The sequence below is a fragment of the Bradyrhizobium sp. UFLA05-112 genome (genome assembly GCF_053572325.1).
In genome coordinates, this window is sequence record NZ_JBANBK010000090.1 from 13,840 (window position 1) to 32,785 (window position 18,946).

Below are 18,946 nucleotides of genomic sequence, written 5' to 3' on the forward strand. Positions count from 1 at the left end.
CGGCAGCGCATCACTGGCGTGCTGCGCTGCGTCCGGGGCACGAGCTTCGTTTGGAATGGCTATGCGCCGGCTTCTCAGGATCATCCGCAATGTCGTTCTGTTGATCGCCGCCGGCGTGCTCGTGCTCGCCGGCGTCTTGCTGTTCAACGTCTCCACGCGGGCGTCGCGCCAGGTGCAGGTCGCGCCGATCCCCCGCGCCACCGTCGATACCGAGAGCGCGGCAAAACGGCTGTCGGAGGCGATCCGCTTCCAGACCATCTCGAACTTCCTCAATCCGGAGCAGGACGCTGACGCTCTGCGCGGGCTCGAGGCGCATATCTCGCAAAGCTTTCCGGCGTTCAATGCGACAGCCAAGCGCGAGGTGATCGGCGGCCACAGCCTGCTCTATACCTGGGAAGGCTCTGATCCCAAGGCGCAGCCGATCGCGCTGCTCGCGCATCAGGACGTGGTGCCGATCGCGCCGGGCACCGAGAAGGACTGGCAGCAAAAACCATTCGACGGCGTTGTCGCCGACGGCTTCATCTGGGGCCGCGGCTCCTGGGACGACAAGGGCAACCTCTATTCCATGCTGGAGGCGGCCGAGCAGATGGCGAAGGACGGCTTCCGCCCGAAGCGGACGATCTACTTCGCCTTCGGCCATGATGAGGAGGTTGCGGGCACGCGCGGCGCCAAGGTGATCGCGGCCACGCTTGCCGCGCGCGGCGTGCATCTCGACTTCGTGCTCGACGAAGGCCTCTTGATCGCCGAAGGCATGATGAAGGGCCTGGGCAAGCCGGCCGCGCTGATCGGTGTCGCAGAAAAGGGTTATGCGACCCTCGTGCTGACCGCGCATACGACGCCGGGACATTCCTCGATGCCGCCGCGCGAGACCGCGATCGGCATGATGAGCGCGGCGCTGGCGCGGCTGGAGGATCACCGGCTGCCGATGCATATCCGCGGCGCGGTCGCCGAGATGTTCGACACGCTGGCGCCGGAGATGAGCGGCTTCAGCCGCATCGCTCTCTCCAACCTCTGGCTGTTCAAGCCGCTGCTCTTGCGCGAGTTCGGGAAGAACGGCCCGAGCGAGGCGATGGTCCGCACCACCACCGCGCTCACGATCTTCAATGCCGGCGACAAGGACAATGTGCTGCCCGGAAATGCGGAGGCCACCGTGAATTTCCGCCTGCTGCCCGGCGACACGCAAGCCAGCGTCACCGATCATGTCCGCACCACGATCGACAACGAGAAGATTTCGATCGCACCGTTTCCCGGCAATACCGATCCGCCGCCGGTGACGGGGACCGCGAGCAAATCCTATGCAGCGCTGAACCGCACGATCCGGGAGATCTTTCCCGACGTCGTCGTCGCGCCCAGCCTGATGGTCGCCGCAACCGATTCACGCCACTACGCTGATATTGCCGACAACATTTTCCGCTTCTCGCCGGTGCGCGCCAATGGCGAGGACTTGAAACGGTTTCACGGAACCAATGAGCGCCTCAGCATCGAAGGCTATGCCGACATGATCCGCTTCTACCGGCGGCTGATCGAGAATACGGCGGGCTGAATCACCTGGTCATTCCGGGATGGTGCGTTAGCACCGGAATGTCAATCGGAGTTCTACACCGCCGGCTTCGACAGGCCGGCGATTGCGCAGGCGGCGCGCAGCGTGTTCACCAGCAAGCACGCCACCGTCATCTGGCCGACGCCGCCGGGCACCGGCGTGATCGCACCCGCAACGTTCAACGCTTCCTGATAGGCGACGTCGCCGACGAGACGCGTCTTGCCGCCCTCCCTGGGAACGCGGCTGATACCAACGTCGATCACGGTCGCACCCGGCTTCAGCCAGTCGCCGCGCACCATTTCCGCCTTGCCGACGGCAGCGTAGACGAGGTCGGCACGCCGGACGAGCCCAGGCAGATCGCGCGAGCGCGAATGCGCAATCGTCACCGTGGCGTTCTCGTTCAGCAGCAACTGCACCAGGGGACGGCCGACCAGGTTGGAGCGGCCGAGGACGATGGCGTTCATGCCCTCGAGCGAGGCGTGCACGCTCTTGGTCAGGATGATGCAGCCGAGCGGCGTGCACGGCGACAGCGCCTGGAAACCGCCCGCGAGCCGGCCGGCATTGTTCGGATGCAGCCCATCGACGTCCTTGGCGGGATCGATGGCGTTGATAACGGCCTCGGTATTGAGACCCTTGGGCAGCGGCAGCTGCACCAAAATGCCGTGCACGGCGGGATCGCGATTGAGTTTTGCGACCACCGCCAGCAAATCCGCCTGCGAGACGTCGGCCGGCAATTTGTGCTCGAACGAGGCCATGCCGGCCGCCTGCGTCTGGGCGTGCTTGGAGCGGACATAGACTTCGCTGGCGGGATCGTTGCCGACCAGCACGACAGCCAAGCCCGGGACCAAATTGTGCTCGCGCTTGACGCGGGCAACCTCGTCCGCGACGCGGGCGCGGAGCTCCGCTGCAATGACTTTTCCATCGATGATTTTGGCCGTCATGTCCTAATCCCCATTCGTCGACTTGGCCGCGGCAAGCCGGCGCAACGCCTCTCCAAGGCGCGCCGGGTCGCCGTCGACCGCAATCTGCTTCAGTCGCGAGGTGGCACCCGAGAGCAGCCGCACGCTCGCCTTTGGCACGCCGAGCGATTTCGCAAGCAGCTGCAAGACCGCACGGTTGGCCTCGCCGCCATCGGCAATCGCGCGCACCCGCACCTTGAGCACGCTGCGGCCGTCGGAGAGCGCCTCGATGCCGTCGATGTCGTCACGGCCGCCGCGCGGCGTGACCCGCAGCGCGATACTGATGCCCGAGGTGGAATAGCGCCAGGGTTCTGTAGAGGGCTTTGTCGAGGCCAATGCCCGCCTGCTTCGCCTAAATCACGTTCGGGTAGATGTAGTATGCGATCACCTTCTGGATAAACAAGATGATCAGAATCAGGATGATCGGCGAGATGTCGATGCCGCCGAGGTTGGGCAGGAAATTGCGAATCGGCGCCAGCACCGGCTCGGTGATGCGGTACAGGAATTCCGCCACCGCCGAGACGAACTGGTTGCGGGTGTTCACCACGTTGAAAGCGATCAGCCAGGACAGGATCGCGGAGGCGATCAGCAGCCAGACGTAGAGGTCGAGCACGATGAGGACGATGTCGAGAACGGCACGCATGGCTGTGAGAACTCTGGTTCCGGTGGGGATTGAGGCCTTTTGCTAGATATCGGTTCCCCCCGGCCCAAACAAGGGAAGTCCCGGCACCGACCGGCCAAAACCGGGTTATGCCCGTCCTTGACTTGACCTTGGCGGGGACTTAAATGGCCCCCGGTTGTCGGCCGCGTTTACCAGAGCGGCCAGCAAACGGGGCCATAGCTCAGCTGGGAGAGCGCGTCGTTCGCAATGACGAGGTCGGCGGTTCGATCCCGCCTGGCTCCACCACGCTTCGCCCTTCGGGCTACGCGTGGCGCAGCCACGCAAGAGTCCGAGGGGCGAAGCGTGGTGTCCGGCGAAGCCCAAAGGGCGAAGACGGACGAAGCTGGCCCTTGCCTTCCATCCAATCGACTTCAGTCGCACAAGATCAGCCGTTGCGCGTCCGCAAGGCGAAGACCAAGCCGCGCTGCGATCACTCAGCGGCTTGTGCCATGACAGGTCTGCGCACCAGCCAGCCATCGATGAAATTCTTCAGCCAGGCCCGTTCGGCAACGTCATAGACCGCGCGGTCCGCGAAATGATGGTGGCGGGCGCACGCGCCGGGCGCACTCAGGCCGTCATAGCCACGCGTGGTCCAGCGATGCATCATCGCGTAGGTCACGTCGGGATGAAACTGGAAGCCGAAGGCATTGCCGGCACAGAACGCCTGCACCGGAAAATCATCGCCCTCGGCGAGCAGCTCCGCGCCGCCGGGCAGCTCAAAGCCTTCGCGGTGCCAGTGATAGACCTTGCCCGGCCAATCCGGGCACAGCGCGTGGCCCGCGGCCGTCGGACGGATCGGATAGTAGCCGATCTGTGTGAGCGCGTCGGGGTGCGGTGCGACGCGAGCCCCGAGCTGCATCGCGAGCATCTGCGCACCCAAGCAGATGCCGAGAAACGGCCGCTGCTCCCGCAACGGAATTTCGATCCAGTCGATCTCGCGGCGGATGTAGTCGTCGCAATCATTGGCGCTCATCGGCCCGCCGAAAAACACGGCACCCGCGTGATGTTCGAGCGTCTTGGGCAAGGGATCGCCGAAGCGCGGCCGGCGGATGTCGAGGCGATGGCCGAGCGCGCGCAAGGCGTTTCCAACCCGGCCGGGCGTCGAGGATTCCTGATGCAGGATGATCAGCACGGGCAGCGGAGGCTTACGGTCGGCGGCGGCGTCTGGCGCCCTTCTCCTGAAGGGGACCACCTCCGCACCGCCAAACCTGTCCGTCCGGAACGACATCGCCCTTTTTCAAAAGCCATAGGTTCAGATCGCCAGCATAACTAAGCGATCGTTAATTTCGTGTGAGTTTGCGCACACACTGAACCGAGACAAAGCAAGCGCCGGGCCAAATCGGAGTGCGCTAAAGTGTGATGAGATAGGGATGAAATCATCATCGCGCTTCAGGTTATTGTTTGAGCATGATCTTTTCGGAAAACCGCTTCACACTTTTCCGGATCATGCTCTAGCGCCGGCGCCTCTGGAACCCGCCGACGGCGGCCAAAATGAAGCCGCGCGGGAAGAAGCGCAGCAGGAACGGCACGATCTTGATGCCGAGGCCAGGCAGCACCGCCCGTTTATTGGCCATCAGCCCGCGATAGGCGGCGCGCGCAACATCAGCGGCCGAGACGTCGAGAACGGCGGAATCGAATCCGGGGACAAATCCGGCGCGGGCCTGAAATTCGGTCGCCACAGGTCCCGGGCAAAGCACGGTGACGCGGACGCCGCGCGCTCCGAGCTCGCCGCGCAGCGCCTCGGTGAAGGAGATGACGTAGGCCTTGGAGGCGTAATAGACGGCCATGCCCGGGCCGGGCAGGAAGCCCGCGATCGAGCCGACGTTGAGAATGCCACCCTTGTTCTTGACGAGCTGGTCCGCGAAACGTAGCGACAGATCGGTCAACGCGCGGATGTTGACGTCGATGATGCCGAGCTGCGCGGCGCGATCGCACTCGATCGCGTCGCCGAACACCCCGAAGCCGGCATTGTTGACGAGATGGTCGAGCTCGACGTCGGCAGCGGCCAGTGCCGCCGCGATCTTCTCGCCCGCGCCATTCTCTTCGAGATCGCAGGCGATCACGATCGGGGCCTTGCCGCCCTTGGCTGCGATCTCGCCGGCCAATACATCGAGCCGGTCGGCACGACGCGCCGTCAATGCCAGGCGGTGACCGTTCGCGGCAAACACGCGCGCCAGCTCCGTGCCTATGCCCGCCGAGGCACCGGTAATCAGCGTCACACGCTCAGTCACGATCGAAATCTCTTCAATGCCAGCGAAATTGGGGCGACACCCCAGGACGAGAGCATAGGCCGCGTGAGCGATGCAAGGCGCCCGTCGGCCTCGCGACGAGCAGCCGAGATGGAGGATGCAGAAAAACCGCTGATTTGCAGGGGTATTCGGCTAGGCTGTGATCGGCGGATACATTAAAGTTTCGTCATGTGGTCGCGACTGGCCGCGTCCCATCGATGCGCTCAAGTACTGGCGATGCCGTCATTGACCTGACCGGTGCGGCGACCCGCGATGAGATGCTTGAGGTCGATCCGGTCGCGCTGTGACACGCCGAGCAGATCGGAGGCACGCCAGACGACGTTGTCCTCGAACTCGGTGACCTGGCCGTCGGCATAGACGAGCTCCCACATCATCTCGACGATGCGCTTGCGGCCCTCTTCATTGAGCGAGCGCATGATGACGCTGGTGAAGTGATAGAGATCGACCGCCTCGCCCTCGACCTGGGTTGCGGAGGCGATCAGGCGGTCCGCAGTGCCGCGATCCAGCGAGAAATGGCTTTCGATCAGGTTGTGCAGCTTGCGCCGTTCGGCTTCCGTCGGCTCGCCGTCGAGCGAGATCACATGGATCAGCAGCGCGGTCGCCGCCAGGCGATAGTCGGTGTCGCCGAAGGCGCGATCCCCCGCCTGGGGGGCGACAATGTCGGCTATGAATTGGCGCAGTCCGTCGAGCATGAAAATCCTGCCGCAATGGGTGGCGCCGCAACGGCGGCCTGTCTCCTTTATATGAGCGGGAAATTCGCCCCGCGCAATGCGCGCTTATGCCCCGCGCTGCATTACGTTTCGGCAATCTGATCGGCGCGGCTTCCGAGTGAAACAAGCCGCTACACCCCGACGTCGTCCTGGCGAAAGCCAGGACCCATTACCCCGAATGGAAATTGTTGAAACGCGCTGGGGCCTCCAGCGTGCCTATTCCGCTGTCCTGTGGTTGGGTCCCGGATCCGCGCTTCGCTTGTCCGGGACGACAGCGGAGAATATGTCGGCGCTGCGAATCCCTCACGGCAGTTCGTACACCACCATCTTGTCGGCGATGCCGCGGAGCGCGGCCTGTTTCTGGATCGGCTTGATCGACCACTGCTCCAGGATCCTGGCGACCGCCGGCGCGTCCAGCACGGGACCGGTGATGTGGATTTCCTGGGCCATCGACACACTCTGCACGCGCGCGGCAATGTTGACGGTCCGGCCGAAATAGTCCTGGCGCTCGTTGAGCATCACCGCAAGACAAGGCCCCTCATGAATGCCGATCTTGAGAACGAGATCTTCGGAGCCGCGCTTCTTGTTCAACTCCTCCATCGCGGAACGCATGCGCAAGCCGGCGACAAGAGCGTCCTCCGGCTTGACGAACGTCGCCATCACGGCATCGCCGATCGTCTTCACCACCGCGCCCTTTTCGGACGCGATGATCTCGAGCAGCGCATGGAAATGCGCGCGCACGAGGTCGAAGGCGGCGAGATCGCCGACGCGCTCATAGAGCGCGGTCGAGCCCTTCAGGTCGGTGAACAGGAAGGTCAGCGAGGTGATCTGCAACCGCTGATCGATGTTGAGATTGTCCGCCTTGAAGACATCGCGGAAGGTCTGGTTGGACAGCATCCGCTTGGCGGTGAGGAACGGCTTGCGCTTGCCGATCAAATGATGCAGCGCCTCAGCCGCGATGAACACGGTCGGCAGCACGCGCACGCCGGCCTGATTGTCCAGGGACAGCCGCAGGGGTCCGGGCCGCAAGGTCGTGGTTCCCGTCGGGGCCTGGACCTTGTTGTACATGATCGCGAGTTGCTGACGCTCCTTGGTCGGCTCGCCCTGGACATCGATGAAATGCGCGGCATGCGTCACCGGCTCGAAGACGATGACGAAATCGTTCGGAAGCTGGAGCGACATCGTCGCCTTTTCGCCGGCCGGAAGCTCGAGCGTGTCGAGCGTGACCTCATTGGCGAGGGTCGCGAACGACTCCTTGTTGAAGTCGACGCCCGAGCTCCAGAACATCTGCTTGAAATACTCCCACACCGAAAGCGAGTCGGGGTCGTGCGCCGCGATGCGCCGCACGCGCGGACTGACGGTGAAGGAGACCTCGACGGCCTCGTCGACGGACGCCTTGTAGCCGCAGGCGCAGAGCGCGCAATGATAGTCGTCGGGCCGCAGCGCCTTCAGCGTCGTGTGGGCGCCGAGCACGCCGCCGCACCCCGGACACAAGACGTTCCAGCTCAGATCGAACAGTCCGAGACGCGCCGAATGCAGGAAGGCGGAGATGACCCGCTCCTCATCGAAGCCATGCTGCCTGGAGAAATCGATGGCGTTGATGCGGTTCAGCTCGTGATCCTCGCCGCGATCGATCAGCCGCTCGATCTGGTCGACCACCTTGGGCTCGGCGGTTTGCTTGAGAACCGAAAACTGGGCCTGAATGTCGCTCATGTTGCTTCATCTAGTGTGTTGGCGCAGCGATCCCAAGGACCGGCTAAGGACCGGCTCGTCACCGAGGCGTGATACGGAACTTGGGGGAATGGTCCGGCTGCGTCGTGACGACGCCGACGGGAATGACGGGGCCGGTGTCGGCCAGCTCAACACGGAATTCACCGATCAGCCGGGCCAGAGCCAGCACCGACTCGGCCTGCGCAAAAGGTGCGCCGATGCAGACGCGCGGGCCGGCGCCGAACGGCAGATAGGCGAAGCGGTCGGGCGGCGTCGCCGACATGAAGCGCTTGGGGATGAAGGCGTTGGGCTGGTCCCAGAGCTTTTCGTGACGGTGCAGCAGCCATGGCGCGATCATGATGATGTCGCCCTTCTTGATCTCGACACCCGCGGCGTTGTCCTTGTCGAGCGCCGCGCGCGCGATCAGGAAGGCCGGCGGATAGAGCCGCATGGTCTCCTCGATGACGGCGCGGGTGAATTTCTGCCGGTCGATATCGGCCATGCTGTCCAGGTGCTCGCCGCGCGTCTCGGAGGCGACTTCCTCCTGGGTTTCGGGATCGAGCGCCAGGAGATAGAGCGCCCAGGACAGAGCCGTCGCGGTCGTCTCGTGACCCGCCAGGATCATGGTTGCGACCTCGTCGACGAGCTGCTCGTCCGAAAAGCCCTTGCCGGTCTCGGGATCGCGCGCTTCGTCCATGAGGTCGAAGAGATCGCGCGGCGGCGCGCCCTCCTTCTTGCCGGCGGCCCGCCGCTCGGCAATCAGCATCGCGACGAACGCGGTCCAGCGCTTGCGGAAACGGGCGCGCGCGAAATCCATCGGGCTCGGCCAGGAAACCGGCAGCAGCATGTCGAGGAAATAGGGCCGACCCAGGCGCTGGCCATATTCCATGACGAAATTGCGCAAGGTCGCGCCGTGCTTGTCCATGCCGAACGAGAACATCGTGCGACCGGCGATCTCGAGAGTCATCCGCTGCATGATTTCGCGGAGGTCGATGACCTCACCGGCTTTCGTCTTGAGCTTCGCGATAGTCTCGTCGAGCACCGCCGTCATGTGCGGGACGAGGTTTGCGGTGGCATGCGGCGTGAACGCGGGCGCCAGCGTTCGACGCTGGTGCCGCCACGGCTGGCCTTCCGCGATGAGCAGACCCTGCCCGAGCACCGGACGCAGCATCCGGATGCCGGCCGGCGTACGCGTATAGTTCTCGTAATTATTGAGCAGGATGTGCCGGATCGAGTCCGGCCGGTTGAGGATGAAGCTGTTGCGGAGGAAGAAGCGGCCCTGGATGACGTCTTCCTCATAGGCGCGCTGTGCCCACGTCGCGATCATGTTCTTGCGGATCACCGCAACGCGGCGGAGGAATGGCATTCCCTCCGGCGCACGCGGCGGGGTCGGCGGAATGATGGGCCGGCGTACCTGGGCGACATTCATGGGCTCTCTCCCCGCATATCCACCGCATCCACACAGCTAGTAAGTCAGTTCGGCAATCGCAATCCTGTTCTCGGCGGCCGACCACGCCCGGGCGACGATCCGTTCTTCGTTGAACTCAGCCACGACGTTACGCCCGACGTCTGTGGCCGGAAGTCGCAGGGTTGCTGCCGTATCCGTTGGCACGCCCGGCTTGACGTCCGCCGGCTCCTTGCCGTCGAACAGCAGGATGTCGCGCGGCAGGCCGAAATAGCCGCGCGGCCGTGACAAAATCAGGACTGCACCGGCCCCGGCATCGGGCGGCCCGAGCGGGCGCGCGGCACGCAGGTGCACCACGTCCGACGAGCGCGGAAAGGGCGAGCGGTAGATATGCGTCGTGGGCGCGCCGGGCGAGGTCAGCACGAATTCGAGCGACCAGGTCGGCTCAACCTGCGCCGGCCCCCAGCGGCCATCGGCGGCGGTCTTTGCGCTATGCACTGCACCGCCCTGGCGCTCGCCGCTCGCGGGATCGACGCGAAACACATCGACGGTGGCGCCCTCCACGGGACGATTGGTCGGCACGCCACCGGGCGTTCCCATCACCAGCCCGCTCAACTTGACGCTGCTCTCGGGCACGATCGCGATGCGCTCCGGCTCGCGCCCCGCGATGAACTTGTAGATCTCGCGGAAGGCACGTGGATGAAACGCGACCTCGCGATGATCGAGCGCGCCGAGCACGAGGTTGGTGGCGCCTTTCAGCTCCGGGCCTTCGGCGGTGACATTGGTGGGCACACCCGGCTTGCCGATGAAGCGGCCATCGGCCTGCGCATATTTGTCCATGCCGTCGCTGCGCAGGGTGAGGAAGGCCGTTCCCGGCGTCACCTCGCTCTCGCCCTCGTTCAGGCCGCGCAGAAAGGCGCCGCGCCCATTGAACTCGTTGCCAAGCGCATCGTCGGTAGCCCAGACACCGTGGTTAGGCGTGCCGCACAGCACGGCATGACTGACATCGCCGGCGCCGCCGTTCTTGATGACGTTACGGATAGAGTTGCCGCCGCGCGAGCTGCCGACCAGCGCGACGCGCGCAGCGCCGGTGCGGCGCTTCAATTCAGCGATCGCAGCGGCCAGCTCGCGGCGCTGATCTTCGGTCGAGGAGCGGCTGGGCTGTTCGACGCTGTCGACGTCCCGCGCATTGGGATCGGTGAAATTGATCGCCAGCATGCGATCGCGCGCAACGCCATTCGACTCCATCCGCCATAATGTCGTCATCCAGAGCGCGCCGTAGTCGCCGTTGCCGTGCACGAACAGGATCGGCGGCACCTCAGCGGCGGCTGGCGCTGCGGGCGCGGTCTGAGCCAATGCAGACGTCCGCAAGCTCGCAACCGCGAAAGGCAGCGCGCTGGCGCCCTGCAGGATTGTCCGTCGCGATAGTTTCATGTCGTTCCTCCCCCGGCAAACCACCTGGTTGCACTGCTTATAGCCGTCTAACCACTGGACAGCGAAGGACTTTCGCAGGCATCACTTGGTCAAGCAGGAATCGCCGAACCATTTCTCGCAAGCCATTTGGAAGGGGATATGACCGAGCAGCCGAAACGCCAGAAATTCGCCAATGACGGCATCACCGCACCCCTGCGGTATACCTTATTCCGGCGCATCTGGCTCGCCAGCCTGCTCTCCAATCTCGGACTCCTGATCCAGGGCGTGGGTGCAGCCTGGGCGATGACGCAGATGGCGGCGTCGGCCGACAAGGTCGCGCTGGTGCAGACCGCGCTGATGCTGCCGATCATGCTGATCTCGATGCCGGCTGGCGCCATCGCCGACATGTATGACCGCCGCATCGTCACCCTCATCTCGCTCTCGATCGCGCTGATCGGTGCATCCGCGCTCACGATACTGGCCGGGCTCAAGCTGATCACCCCCGAAACGCTGCTCGCCTTCTGCTTCATCGTCGGCAGCGGCAACGCACTGTTCGGCCCGGCCTGGCAGTCCTCGGTCAGCGAGCAGGTGCCGCCAGACTCGCTGCCATCGGCGGTGGCACTGAACGGCATCAGCTACAACATCGCGCGCAGCTTCGGCCCCGCGATCGGCGGCGTCATCGTTGCTGCGGCTGGCGCGGTGGCGGCGTTTGCCTGCAACGCGATCCTCTATCTGCCGCTGCTGGTCGTGCTGCTGCTGTGGCGGCGCTCCACCGAACCGTCGCGCCTGCCGCGGGAAAAGCTCAACCGTGCCATGGTCTCCGGCGTGCGCTACATCACCAATTCGCCGCCGATCAAGATCGTGCTGTTGCGGACGCTGGTGATGGGCCTGATCGGCGGCGCCATCATGGCGCTCATGCCATTGGTCGCGCGCGACCTCCTGCATGGCGGCGCGCAGACCTACGGCATCATGCTCGGGGCGTTCGGCATGGGCGCCGTGGTCGGCGCGCTCAACATCCACGAATTGCGCAAGCGCATGAGCGGCGAATCGGCGATCCGCGCCTGCACGATCTCGATGGCGTTTGCGATGGGCGCCATCGCGATCAGCAGCGAGCCCGTGCTGACCGCGGCCGCTCTGGTGCTGGCGGGCGCGGTGTGGATGGCCGCGGTGGCGCTGTTCAATATCGGCGTGCAGCTCTCGGCGCCGCGCTGGGTCGCTGGGCGCTCGCTCGCCGCATTCCAGGCCTCGATCTCCGGCGGCATTGCGATCGGCGCCTGGGGCTGGGGCCATCTCACCGATCATGCCGGCGTCGAGATGGCGCTGCTCACCGCCGCCGGCCTGATGCTGCTCTCGCCGCTGCTGGGACTATGGCTGGCAATGCCGCGCGTCGGCGCGCGCAACGAGGACGCCGAGGTGCTCGCCGATCCCGAGGTGAGGCTGTCACTGACGGGGCGCAGCGGTCCCCTGGTGGTCGAGATCGAATATCGCGTGGCGCAGGAGAACGCGCGCGCCTTCCACAATGTGATGCAGGACGTGCAGCTCTCCAGGCAGCGCAACGGCGCCTATGGCTGGTCGATCGCGCGCGACATCGCCGATTCCGAGTTGTGGACCGAGCGCTACCACTGCCCGACCTGGCTCGATTATTTGCGCCAGCGCAACCGCTCGACCCAGTCCGAGCGCGCGCTGCATCAGCAGGCGATCGATTTCCACATCGGCCCCGACCCGGTGCGGATTCGTCGTATGCTCGAGCGCCCGTTCGGCTCGGTACGCTGGAAGGAAGAGACGCCGGACCGCAGCAGCGGCGAGGTGTTGCCGGTGGTTGCGACCGCGGCGGGGAGCAGCACTTAGTTTTTCACCGGAAGGACCACGATAATTACTGCCCGTGCTCGGTCAGCACCTTGTCGCAGGCCTTGCTAAGGCGGGTGCGGTTCTGTTTCAGGCAGGCGAGCACGGCCGAATCGCCGTTGTTCATCACGGAACGGCAGAAGCGCGAGACGTCACGGGCGCAGGCATCGTGGCCCGGCTGCTGCTGCGCTGACGCACCCGATGCGATCAGGGCCAATGGAAAAATCAAAAGAAATCTGCTCATCACAAAAATGCCTCATACCCGAAACGATAGGCGGGCGAAGCTAAAGCGGTGGTTCCCGCGCCGCAACGGCTTTTGTTGATGAGCTGAGCCGGCGAGATGCGAGTGGCCCCGGTCTGGACGCCGGGGCCTTCGCGAGGGAGCCCAGGCGCGCGATGATGGCATCATCACCACGCGCGCTTGTCTTAGTGCGCACCTTCCTGGACGTCGGCGACCTTGCGCGACGGCGCCTTGGCGAGGTCCTTGTCCATCACGGCACGGCAGCCGGGGCTGAGATCGGCGCGGTGCTTGAACATGCAGGCGGTGATGGCGGGGATGTTGGGGATTTCCGACGAGCACAGGCGGAAGGCGTCACCGGTGCACATCTGCTGCGCCTCGGCGGTGTAGGCAAAGCCTGTCGTCGAGGACAGGATCGACACGAAAGCGGCGAAACCCAGCGCCAGGCTGGCGTCGCGGATTTTGGACGAGAACGAGGTGGTCATTTGGGGCTCCCATTGGCGCCGCCGTCGGGCGGGGTGCGTTAACGGGAGCTACGATGATCCGGCAAAACCGTTTCCACTGTGATGACGATCACGACCGGCCCGTCGACCGTGACATCGGTCACTTTGGCGCACCCCGCTGAAATTCCACCGCAACCGCTGTCGTGTTGGTGTCACGTTAACTGTTCCTTCGCATTATCGGCTCGGCGCGGGGAAAAACCGCTTGTTTGGTTGCGTATTTGGAAAGAGTAGCGATGCGTAATGCGTTGGGCCTGCTAGTGGCCAGTGTGATTGCGGCGGTCGTGATCGCCGGAGGTTGGTTCTTTTATTCCTCGCGCGCCGAACAGGCCGCTCCCCAGACAATGGCTGCCCGCGCGCCGGACTCTTTGCCGGCCTCGGCAAAGCTTGCGGCCAAGGACGACGTCGAGACCACGGCGGCGCTATCAGGCAGACCGGCCGCGGCGCCGAGCGCTCCGGCTGCGGCCGCACCAGCGCCGGCGCTGCCGGTTCAGCAGAAGTCGACCTGCGCCAATCCGAACGCGCTTGGCGTCGCCCGCGTGGTCGAGATCGATACCACCGGGGGACCGGGTTTCGGCTTCGAGCATTTCAAGCAGTTCGACTTCCTCACCGACAAGGAGGTCGTGCTGACCTTCGACGACGGTCCGTGGCCGAACAACACGCCCGCGGTGCTGAAGGCGCTCGCAGACGAATGCACCAAAGGCCTGTTCTTCGCGGTCGGCAAGCACGCCACCTATCATCCCGAGATCCTGCGCCAGGTGCTGGCCCAGGGCCACACGGTCGGCACCCACACCTGGTCGCACGTCAATCTCAACAGCAAGAAGATGACGGAACAACAGGCCAAGGACGAGGTGGAGAAGGGCTTCAGCGCGGTGAAGTTCGCGCTCGGGACCAACCCCGCGCCTTTCTTCCGCTTCCCCCAGCTTCAGCACAATCCGGCGATCGTGAGCTATTTCGGCACCCGCAACGTCGCCATGTTCTCGACCGATCTCGATTCGTTCGACTTCCGGAAAGAGAGCACGCCGGACAAGATCGTCAGCAACGTGATGACCAAGCTCGACAAGCTCGGCAAAGGCATCATCCTGATGCACGACTTCCAGAAGCACACCGCCGAAGCCCTGCCGACGCTGCTCGCACGCCTCAAGGCTGGCGGCTACAAGGTCGTGCAGATGAAGGCGAAGACGACGTTCCAGACGCTGCCGGAATATGACGAGGCGCTGCTGAAGGATTTGAAGGTGCCGACCTCGAGCGCACGTCCGATCTCGAGCGTGGTGCAGACGGTTTCGCAGTAACGCGACAAGCCAGTACGCTTCGACGGATCATGATGGCCGGGCTTCCCGGCCATTACCGTTTTTGGATTACCAATAGATCCCGTGGCGATGGAGCTCGCCGATGATGCGACCTTCGGTCCAGTAAGGCTTGCGCTTCGGCTTGTCGATCTTCGCCGTAGTCTTGGTCGAGACCGCTGGCGTCTGCGTCGTTGCGGACGTCGAACTTGTGGTCGTCGCCGGTGTCGTGGATACGGCCGCGGGCCGGTCGACATATTTCGGAGCTTCAGTGGGCTTGGAGGCCTGCGGCGCAGCGGTGGTCGTGGTCTGCTGCGCGACCGGATCATCCGCGGAAGCAATCGTCAAGCTACGCGAACCGGCGGCCTGAGCAGACGCAGAGGCCAGAACCATGGCGGCAACCAGAATGATCTTGCGCATGTGCGTGTCTCCCGTTTGCGAACGCCACGGCAAGCTAGGACAAGTCGGCCTGGCGTTACGTGACCTTGGTCACGCAAGCGGACGGCGTTGCATTATTGGCCGGAGTCTTGTCCAGGCGCCCCGGCCCTGATCTAGTCTGCGCTGAACGGAACCGACGCGCGTCCACGCACCGACCAGACGGTGAACTGATTGCTCCCGAGCCCTCCAAGCTCGCCATCGACCGACAACCTCGGGCCGGTTTCCAGCGTCACGCCGACGCCGGTGGTGACGCGCGCCGACCAGCCCTGCAAGAACTGGGTCGCCTGCAGCAGCGGCCCGACCGGAAGCGTTGCGTCGTCGCGGTTGAAATAATAGTCGGCGTAGAGGCCGACATAAGGCATGAGCTTGACCGTGGTCGTCCATAGCCACGGGTACATGATTTTTGCGCCGGCGCTCGCGCGGCCTTCCGAGAAGGTTCGTGAGCTCTCCGCGATGCCAAAGTTGTCCGTGTAGGAGTCTTCGCGCTCCCACAAGGCATAGACCTTGAGTGAGGGCTCAATCTCGAAGCCGTAATGCGTCTTGTAGACGCCGATCAGCGACGCCGTCGCGAGCCAGCGTTGCCCCGGGAACGTCGCGAATGCCGTTCCGGCGGTGCCATTGTAGCTAATTCCCGAGCGCGCCAGGCTGGCGTCGAATCGCATGCCCGGCAGGAAGCGCCAGCCGAAATATCCGCCGGCCGTCCACCCGTCACCCTTTAAACGACCGTCGAGCAGCTGCGAGGTGTAGTCGAAGCTCTCATAGCCGCCGAATGCGCCGATCAGAATATCGGTCGTGAGGCGATGCGATATTCCGAACAGCGCATTGATCTGTCCACCGCGGATATCGCCGGTCTGCTGGCTGGTATTCCAGTCGCTGCCGCGTATGTCGGCCCAGGCCAGCCACAAAGGTGGTGCGAGCACGACCGGCGGCATCCCCTTGGTCGGCGGGGGTTGGAGCTCGCAGCCGAACTTGAAGCGCAGGCCGCCGCCGCTCGCCTTGACCGGCATCTGCGGGCCCGCGCAGTCGGTAAAGCCATCCGCAATCGCCTCATCGACTGCGCCGGAGACCGCGGCGCCCGAAGCGTGGGCCTCGATCTTGGTGACCGTGAGCTGCAAATCGCGCAGGTGCCCGCTGTCCGCCGGCACGCTGATGGTGATGGAGGCATTCGCGGTGTTGCCTGTTCCGCCGTTCGTGGACGTGACGGGGTCCGTGACGTTGGTCAGCGATCCGACGGTCGTTCCCGTCACGTTGACCGAAAACGTGCAGGACGCAGCGGGCGAGAGCGTCGCACCCGTGAGGCTGACGCTGCCGCCACCTGCGGTCGCCGTGATGGAGCCGCCGCCGCACGAGCCGGTCAGGCCGTTGGGGCTCGCAACCAGGAGCCCGGCCGGGAATCTGTCGGTGAGCGCGACGCCGGTGAGCGCGGAGCTCGGGTTGGGATTGACGACCGTGAACGTCAGCGAGGTTACGCCGCCCGCCGCAATCGACGCGGCGCCGAATGCTTTTTGGACTCTCGGAGAGAGCGACGTATTGACCGTGAGCGTCGCGCTGGCGCTGTCTCCGCTCCCTCCGTTGGTCGAACTGATCGGTGAGCTGGCGTTGACCTTGATGCCGGCGGTCGTGCCGGTCACGTTGATCGAGATCGTGCAGGACGAGGCGCTCGCGAGGGTGGCGCCCGAGAGGTTGACGCTGCCGCCGCCGGCAGGCGCGGTGAGGGTGCCGCCGCAGGTGCTGGACAGGCCGGTGGGGGTCGCAACCAGGAGCCCGGCGGGAAACGCGTCGGTGAATGTGATCCCCGTGAGCACCGTCGAAGCATTGGGATTGGTGATCGTGAAGGTGAGCAACGACGTACCGCCAACTGCAATCGATGCAGGCGCGAAGCTCTTGGAAAGCCCAGGAGGAGCCAGTTCGGTCACCTGAAGCGACGAACTGGCGGTGTTGCCAGTCCCTCCATTGCTCGAGGTGACGTTCGAGGTTGTGTTGACCTTGGTGCCGATGGTGGTGCCGGTTACGGTAACCGAGAAGGTGCAGGCCCCGCCTCCCGTAATATTTGCGCCCGCGAGCGCGATGCTCGTGCCTGTGGTCGTAAGCGTCCCGCCGCATTGAGCGATGCTGGCAGCCGGAACAGTCAGCCCGGCCGGAAGAGCATCGGTGAAGGCTACCCCGGACAGCACCAGCACAGGGTTGGGGTTGATGATCGTGAAGGTGAGCACCGATGTGCCGCCAAGCGGAATCAGTGACGGCGCGAAGCTCTTGTTGATCGCAGGCGGAAACGTGCTCACGCCCACCGCGAGCGTCGCGCTGGCGTTGTCTCCGGTTCCTCCGTTGGTTGAGTTGACCGGTGATGTGCTGTTGACCTTGATTCCGGTGGTCGTGCCGGTCACGTTGAGCGAGATCGTGCAGGACGAGGCGGCCGCGAGGGTGGCGCCCGAGAGGTTGACGCTGCCGCCGCCGGCAGGCGCGGTGAGGGTGCCGCCGCAGGAGTTGGTCAGGCCGCTGGGGGTTGCAACCAGGAGCCCGGCGGGAAACGCGTCGGTGAACGCAACGCCTGTGAGCGCCGTCGAAGCATTGGGATTCGTGATCGTGAAGGTGAGCGACGATGTGCCGTTGAGGGCAATCGATGCCGGCGCAAAGCTCTTGGAAAGTCCAGGAGGAGCCAGTGCGGTCACCTCGATCGACGCGCTGGCGGTGTTGCCGGTCCCTCCATTGGTCGATGTGACCGCCGAGGAGTTGTTGACCTTGGTGCCCGTGGTGGTACCGGTCACGGTGACCGAGAAGCTGCAGACCCCGCCTCCTGCAATGCTTGCGCCCGCGAGCGCGATGCTCGTCGCGGTCGTCGTTAGCGTGCCGCCGCATTGAGCGATGCTGGTCGCCGGAACAGTAAGCCCGGCCGGCAGAGTGTCGCTGAACGCGACGCCCGTGAGTGCTGCCGAAGCATTTGGATTGGTGATCGTGAAGGTGAGCGCCGATGTGCCGCCGAGTGGAATAGATGAGGGCGCGAAGCTCTTGGCGATTGCGGGGGGCGAAGGGGTCGGCGCCGCGTCAACAGTCAGGTGCGCCGTTGCATCGTTGCCGGGCCCCTGGTCCGAGGAGACCTTGACCGAGTTGTTCTTCTGGCCAGTGGACGTGGCCGTCACGTTGACGGCGACGGTGCACGTCTGGTTCGACGCCAAAGAGACGTTCGCCAAGCTGATGCTGGCGGCACCGGCCGCGGCCGTCACATTGGAGACATTGCAGGAGGCGTCGGCGCCGGTGACGGTCAGGCCGGGGGGTGTGGCGACAACAAGTCCACCGGGCAGAGCATCTGTGAAATTTACGCCGGTATTTCCAAGAGTGGCGCCAGTGACGGTGAACGTCAGCGTCGTGCTGCTGCCAACCGAGATCGCCGACGCCCCGAACGACTTGGCGATCGTCGGCGTATTCTGCCCGCGCACCACCTGCGCAGCCCCCGGGCTGACGAACGCGATCAGCACGCCCATGACTGCCGCCCAAACCGTAGCGCGGTAGCGATATCCCTGCACTTCGGTCGCAGCAGAGTCCACGTGAGGCGACTTCGAAAACCAACGGATTGCAAGCGTCGCGACGAAAGATTGCGCAAAGGGACACAACCCGCACTTCATCGCCGCCCCCAAGGACAGTTGTCACACCCGGCAAAGGCAACAACGAAAGGTCGCGACGTGTCAGTTGGTTCGGCCGTCTGAATGTTTCAATTCCGCGCGGACCAGCGTGAATGTGCGAAGGCGCGCCAAATTCGAAGCTCAGATTGCAATCTATAGACATCACAATCCCAGGAAGAGCGGCCACAAATGCGGCGAACGACAAGGGCGGTGCAAGTTTCACGATGACTGTTGCCGCCGCGCGACGCAGCGGACAGCAACGCTGACCGAATCTGGGGCTGGTCTAGACGTGTCTGGGTTGAGCAGCCTGAGACATAGGTGACGGTACGTACCGGACACATGGGTTACACTTTCCGCTTTTGTTCTGCGGGAGGT

Annotated in this window: 16 protein-coding genes and 1 tRNA gene; 4 read left to right on the plus strand and 13 right to left on the minus strand. The window is 64.5% G+C overall.

What is annotated here, in order from left to right:
• The first annotated feature begins 61 nt into the window (after positions 1–61).
• Complete coding sequence (locus SO180_RS35035) at positions 62–1,543, plus strand: M20 family peptidase (RefSeq protein WP_449383384.1); 1,482 nt, start codon at positions 62–64, stop codon at positions 1,541–1,543.
• Between the two features lie 53 nt (positions 1,544–1,596).
• On the opposite strand, the gene SO180_RS35040 is transcribed toward SO180_RS35035, so the two are convergent.
• Genes SO180_RS35040 through SO180_RS35050 form a run of 3 tightly spaced genes read right to left on the minus strand, consistent with a single transcriptional unit; the run spans position 1,597 to position 3,142 of the window.
• Entirely contained in the window at positions 1,597–2,481 is an 885-nt protein-coding gene (locus SO180_RS35040) for a bifunctional methylenetetrahydrofolate dehydrogenase/methenyltetrahydrofolate cyclohydrolase (protein WP_449383385.1), read from the minus strand.
• Between the two features lie 3 nt (positions 2,482–2,484).
• Positions 2,485–2,835: a DUF167 domain-containing protein gene (locus SO180_RS35045; protein WP_449383386.1), complete on the minus strand. Its 351-nt coding sequence runs from the start codon at positions 2,833–2,835 to the stop codon at positions 2,485–2,487.
• Between the two features lie 16 nt (positions 2,836–2,851).
• Positions 2,852–3,142, minus strand: coding sequence for a YggT family protein (locus tag SO180_RS35050; protein WP_449383387.1), 291 nt, complete (start codon positions 3,140–3,142; stop codon positions 2,852–2,854).
• A 188-nt stretch (positions 3,143–3,330) separates the two neighbouring features.
• Here SO180_RS35050 and SO180_RS35055 point away from each other — a divergent pair.
• Positions 3,331–3,406 (plus strand) — tRNA-Ala (locus SO180_RS35055).
• 184 nt (positions 3,407–3,590) lie between these two features.
• On the opposite strand, the gene SO180_RS35060 is transcribed toward SO180_RS35055, so the two are convergent.
• The 6 genes from SO180_RS35060 to SO180_RS35085 all read right to left on the minus strand — a co-directional run bounded on the left by SO180_RS35060 (position 3,591) and on the right by SO180_RS35085 (position 10,668).
• Entirely contained in the window at positions 3,591–4,388 is a 798-nt protein-coding gene (locus SO180_RS35060) for a glutamine amidotransferase (protein ID WP_449383388.1), read from the minus strand.
• 223 nt (positions 4,389–4,611) lie between these two features.
• On the minus strand, positions 4,612–5,391 hold the full coding sequence (locus tag SO180_RS35065; RefSeq protein ID WP_449383389.1) for an SDR family NAD(P)-dependent oxidoreductase: 780 nt from the start codon (positions 5,389–5,391) through the stop codon (positions 4,612–4,614).
• 221 nt (positions 5,392–5,612) lie between these two features.
• Positions 5,613–6,101, minus strand: a complete 489-nt coding sequence (locus SO180_RS35070; protein ID WP_449383390.1) for a tellurite resistance TerB family protein — start codon at positions 6,099–6,101, stop codon at positions 5,613–5,615.
• Positions 6,102–6,422: 321 nt separating this feature from the next.
• On the minus strand, positions 6,423–7,832 hold the full coding sequence (locus tag SO180_RS35075) for an adenylate/guanylate cyclase domain-containing protein (RefSeq protein WP_449383391.1): 1,410 nt from the start codon (positions 7,830–7,832) through the stop codon (positions 6,423–6,425).
• A gap of 58 nt (positions 7,833–7,890) precedes the next feature.
• Positions 7,891–9,258: a cytochrome P450 gene (locus tag SO180_RS35080; protein ID WP_449383392.1), complete on the minus strand. Its 1,368-nt coding sequence runs from the start codon at positions 9,256–9,258 to the stop codon at positions 7,891–7,893.
• A gap of 36 nt (positions 9,259–9,294) precedes the next feature.
• On the minus strand, positions 9,295–10,668 hold the full coding sequence (locus SO180_RS35085) for a hydrolase (protein ID WP_449383393.1): 1,374 nt from the start codon (positions 10,666–10,668) through the stop codon (positions 9,295–9,297).
• Positions 10,669–10,806: 138 nt separating this feature from the next.
• On the opposite strand from SO180_RS35085, the gene SO180_RS35090 reads away from it, so the two are divergent.
• Positions 10,807–12,495 (plus strand): MFS transporter, encoded by a 1,689-nt coding sequence (locus tag SO180_RS35090; RefSeq protein WP_449383394.1) that lies wholly within the window; start codon positions 10,807–10,809, stop codon positions 12,493–12,495.
• 25 nt (positions 12,496–12,520) lie between these two features.
• On the opposite strand, the gene SO180_RS35095 is transcribed toward SO180_RS35090, so the two are convergent.
• Both SO180_RS35095 and SO180_RS35100 read right to left on the minus strand, forming a co-directional pair.
• Positions 12,521–12,736: a hypothetical protein gene (locus tag SO180_RS35095; RefSeq protein WP_449383395.1), complete on the minus strand. Its 216-nt coding sequence runs from the start codon at positions 12,734–12,736 to the stop codon at positions 12,521–12,523.
• Between the two features lie 182 nt (positions 12,737–12,918).
• Positions 12,919–13,215 carry a hypothetical protein gene (locus SO180_RS35100; RefSeq protein WP_449383396.1) on the minus strand — a complete coding sequence of 99 codons (297 nt, stop codon included), beginning with the start codon at positions 13,213–13,215 and terminating at the stop codon, positions 12,919–12,921.
• 251 nt (positions 13,216–13,466) lie between these two features.
• Here SO180_RS35100 and SO180_RS35105 point away from each other — a divergent pair, with 251 nt between their 5' ends.
• Positions 13,467–14,522 carry a polysaccharide deacetylase family protein gene (locus SO180_RS35105; RefSeq protein WP_449383397.1) on the plus strand — a complete coding sequence of 352 codons (1,056 nt, stop codon included), beginning with the start codon at positions 13,467–13,469 and terminating at the stop codon, positions 14,520–14,522.
• Between the two features lie 66 nt (positions 14,523–14,588).
• Here SO180_RS35105 and SO180_RS35110 read toward each other — a convergent pair whose 3' ends face one another.
• Positions 14,589–14,936 carry a hypothetical protein gene (locus SO180_RS35110; RefSeq protein WP_449383398.1) on the minus strand — a complete coding sequence of 116 codons (348 nt, stop codon included), beginning with the start codon at positions 14,934–14,936 and terminating at the stop codon, positions 14,589–14,591.
• Between the two features lie 131 nt (positions 14,937–15,067).
• Positions 15,068–18,496 (minus strand): DUF7933 domain-containing protein, encoded by a 3,429-nt coding sequence (locus SO180_RS35115; RefSeq protein WP_449383399.1) that lies wholly within the window; start codon positions 18,494–18,496, stop codon positions 15,068–15,070.
• Positions 18,497–18,946 lie beyond the last annotated feature (450 nt).

Excerpts from the sequence above, each read along its gene's own strand:
- SO180_RS35110 (WP_449383398.1), bottom strand. The coding sequence starts at position 14,936 with ATGCGCAAGATCATTCTGGTTGCCGCCATGGTTCTGGCCTCTGCGTCT.
- SO180_RS35075 (WP_449383391.1), bottom strand. The coding sequence starts at position 7,832 with ATGAGCGACATTCAGGCCCAGTTTTCGGTTCTCAAGCAAACCGCCGAG.
- SO180_RS35070 (WP_449383390.1), bottom strand. The coding sequence starts at position 6,101 with ATGCTCGACGGACTGCGCCAATTCATAGCCGACATTGTCGCCCCCCAG.
- SO180_RS35035 (WP_449383384.1), top strand. The coding sequence starts at position 62 with ATGCGCCGGCTTCTCAGGATCATCCGCAATGTCGTTCTGTTGATCGCC.
- SO180_RS35105 (WP_449383397.1), top strand. The coding sequence starts at position 13,467 with ATGCGTAATGCGTTGGGCCTGCTAGTGGCCAGTGTGATTGCGGCGGTC.
- SO180_RS35050 (WP_449383387.1), bottom strand. The coding sequence starts at position 3,142 with ATGCGTGCCGTTCTCGACATCGTCCTCATCGTGCTCGACCTCTACGTC.
- SO180_RS35095 (WP_449383395.1), bottom strand. The coding sequence starts at position 12,736 with ATGAGCAGATTTCTTTTGATTTTTCCATTGGCCCTGATCGCATCGGGT.
- SO180_RS35100 (WP_449383396.1), bottom strand. The coding sequence starts at position 13,215 with ATGACCACCTCGTTCTCGTCCAAAATCCGCGACGCCAGCCTGGCGCTG.
- SO180_RS35085 (WP_449383393.1), bottom strand. The coding sequence starts at position 10,668 with ATGAAACTATCGCGACGGACAATCCTGCAGGGCGCCAGCGCGCTGCCT.
- SO180_RS35090 (WP_449383394.1), top strand. The coding sequence starts at position 10,807 with ATGACCGAGCAGCCGAAACGCCAGAAATTCGCCAATGACGGCATCACC.
- SO180_RS35040 (WP_449383385.1), bottom strand. The coding sequence starts at position 2,481 with ATGACGGCCAAAATCATCGATGGAAAAGTCATTGCAGCGGAGCTCCGC.
- SO180_RS35060 (WP_449383388.1), bottom strand. The coding sequence starts at position 4,388 with ATGTCGTTCCGGACGGACAGGTTTGGCGGTGCGGAGGTGGTCCCCTTC.
- SO180_RS35080 (WP_449383392.1), bottom strand. The coding sequence starts at position 9,258 with ATGAATGTCGCCCAGGTACGCCGGCCCATCATTCCGCCGACCCCGCCG.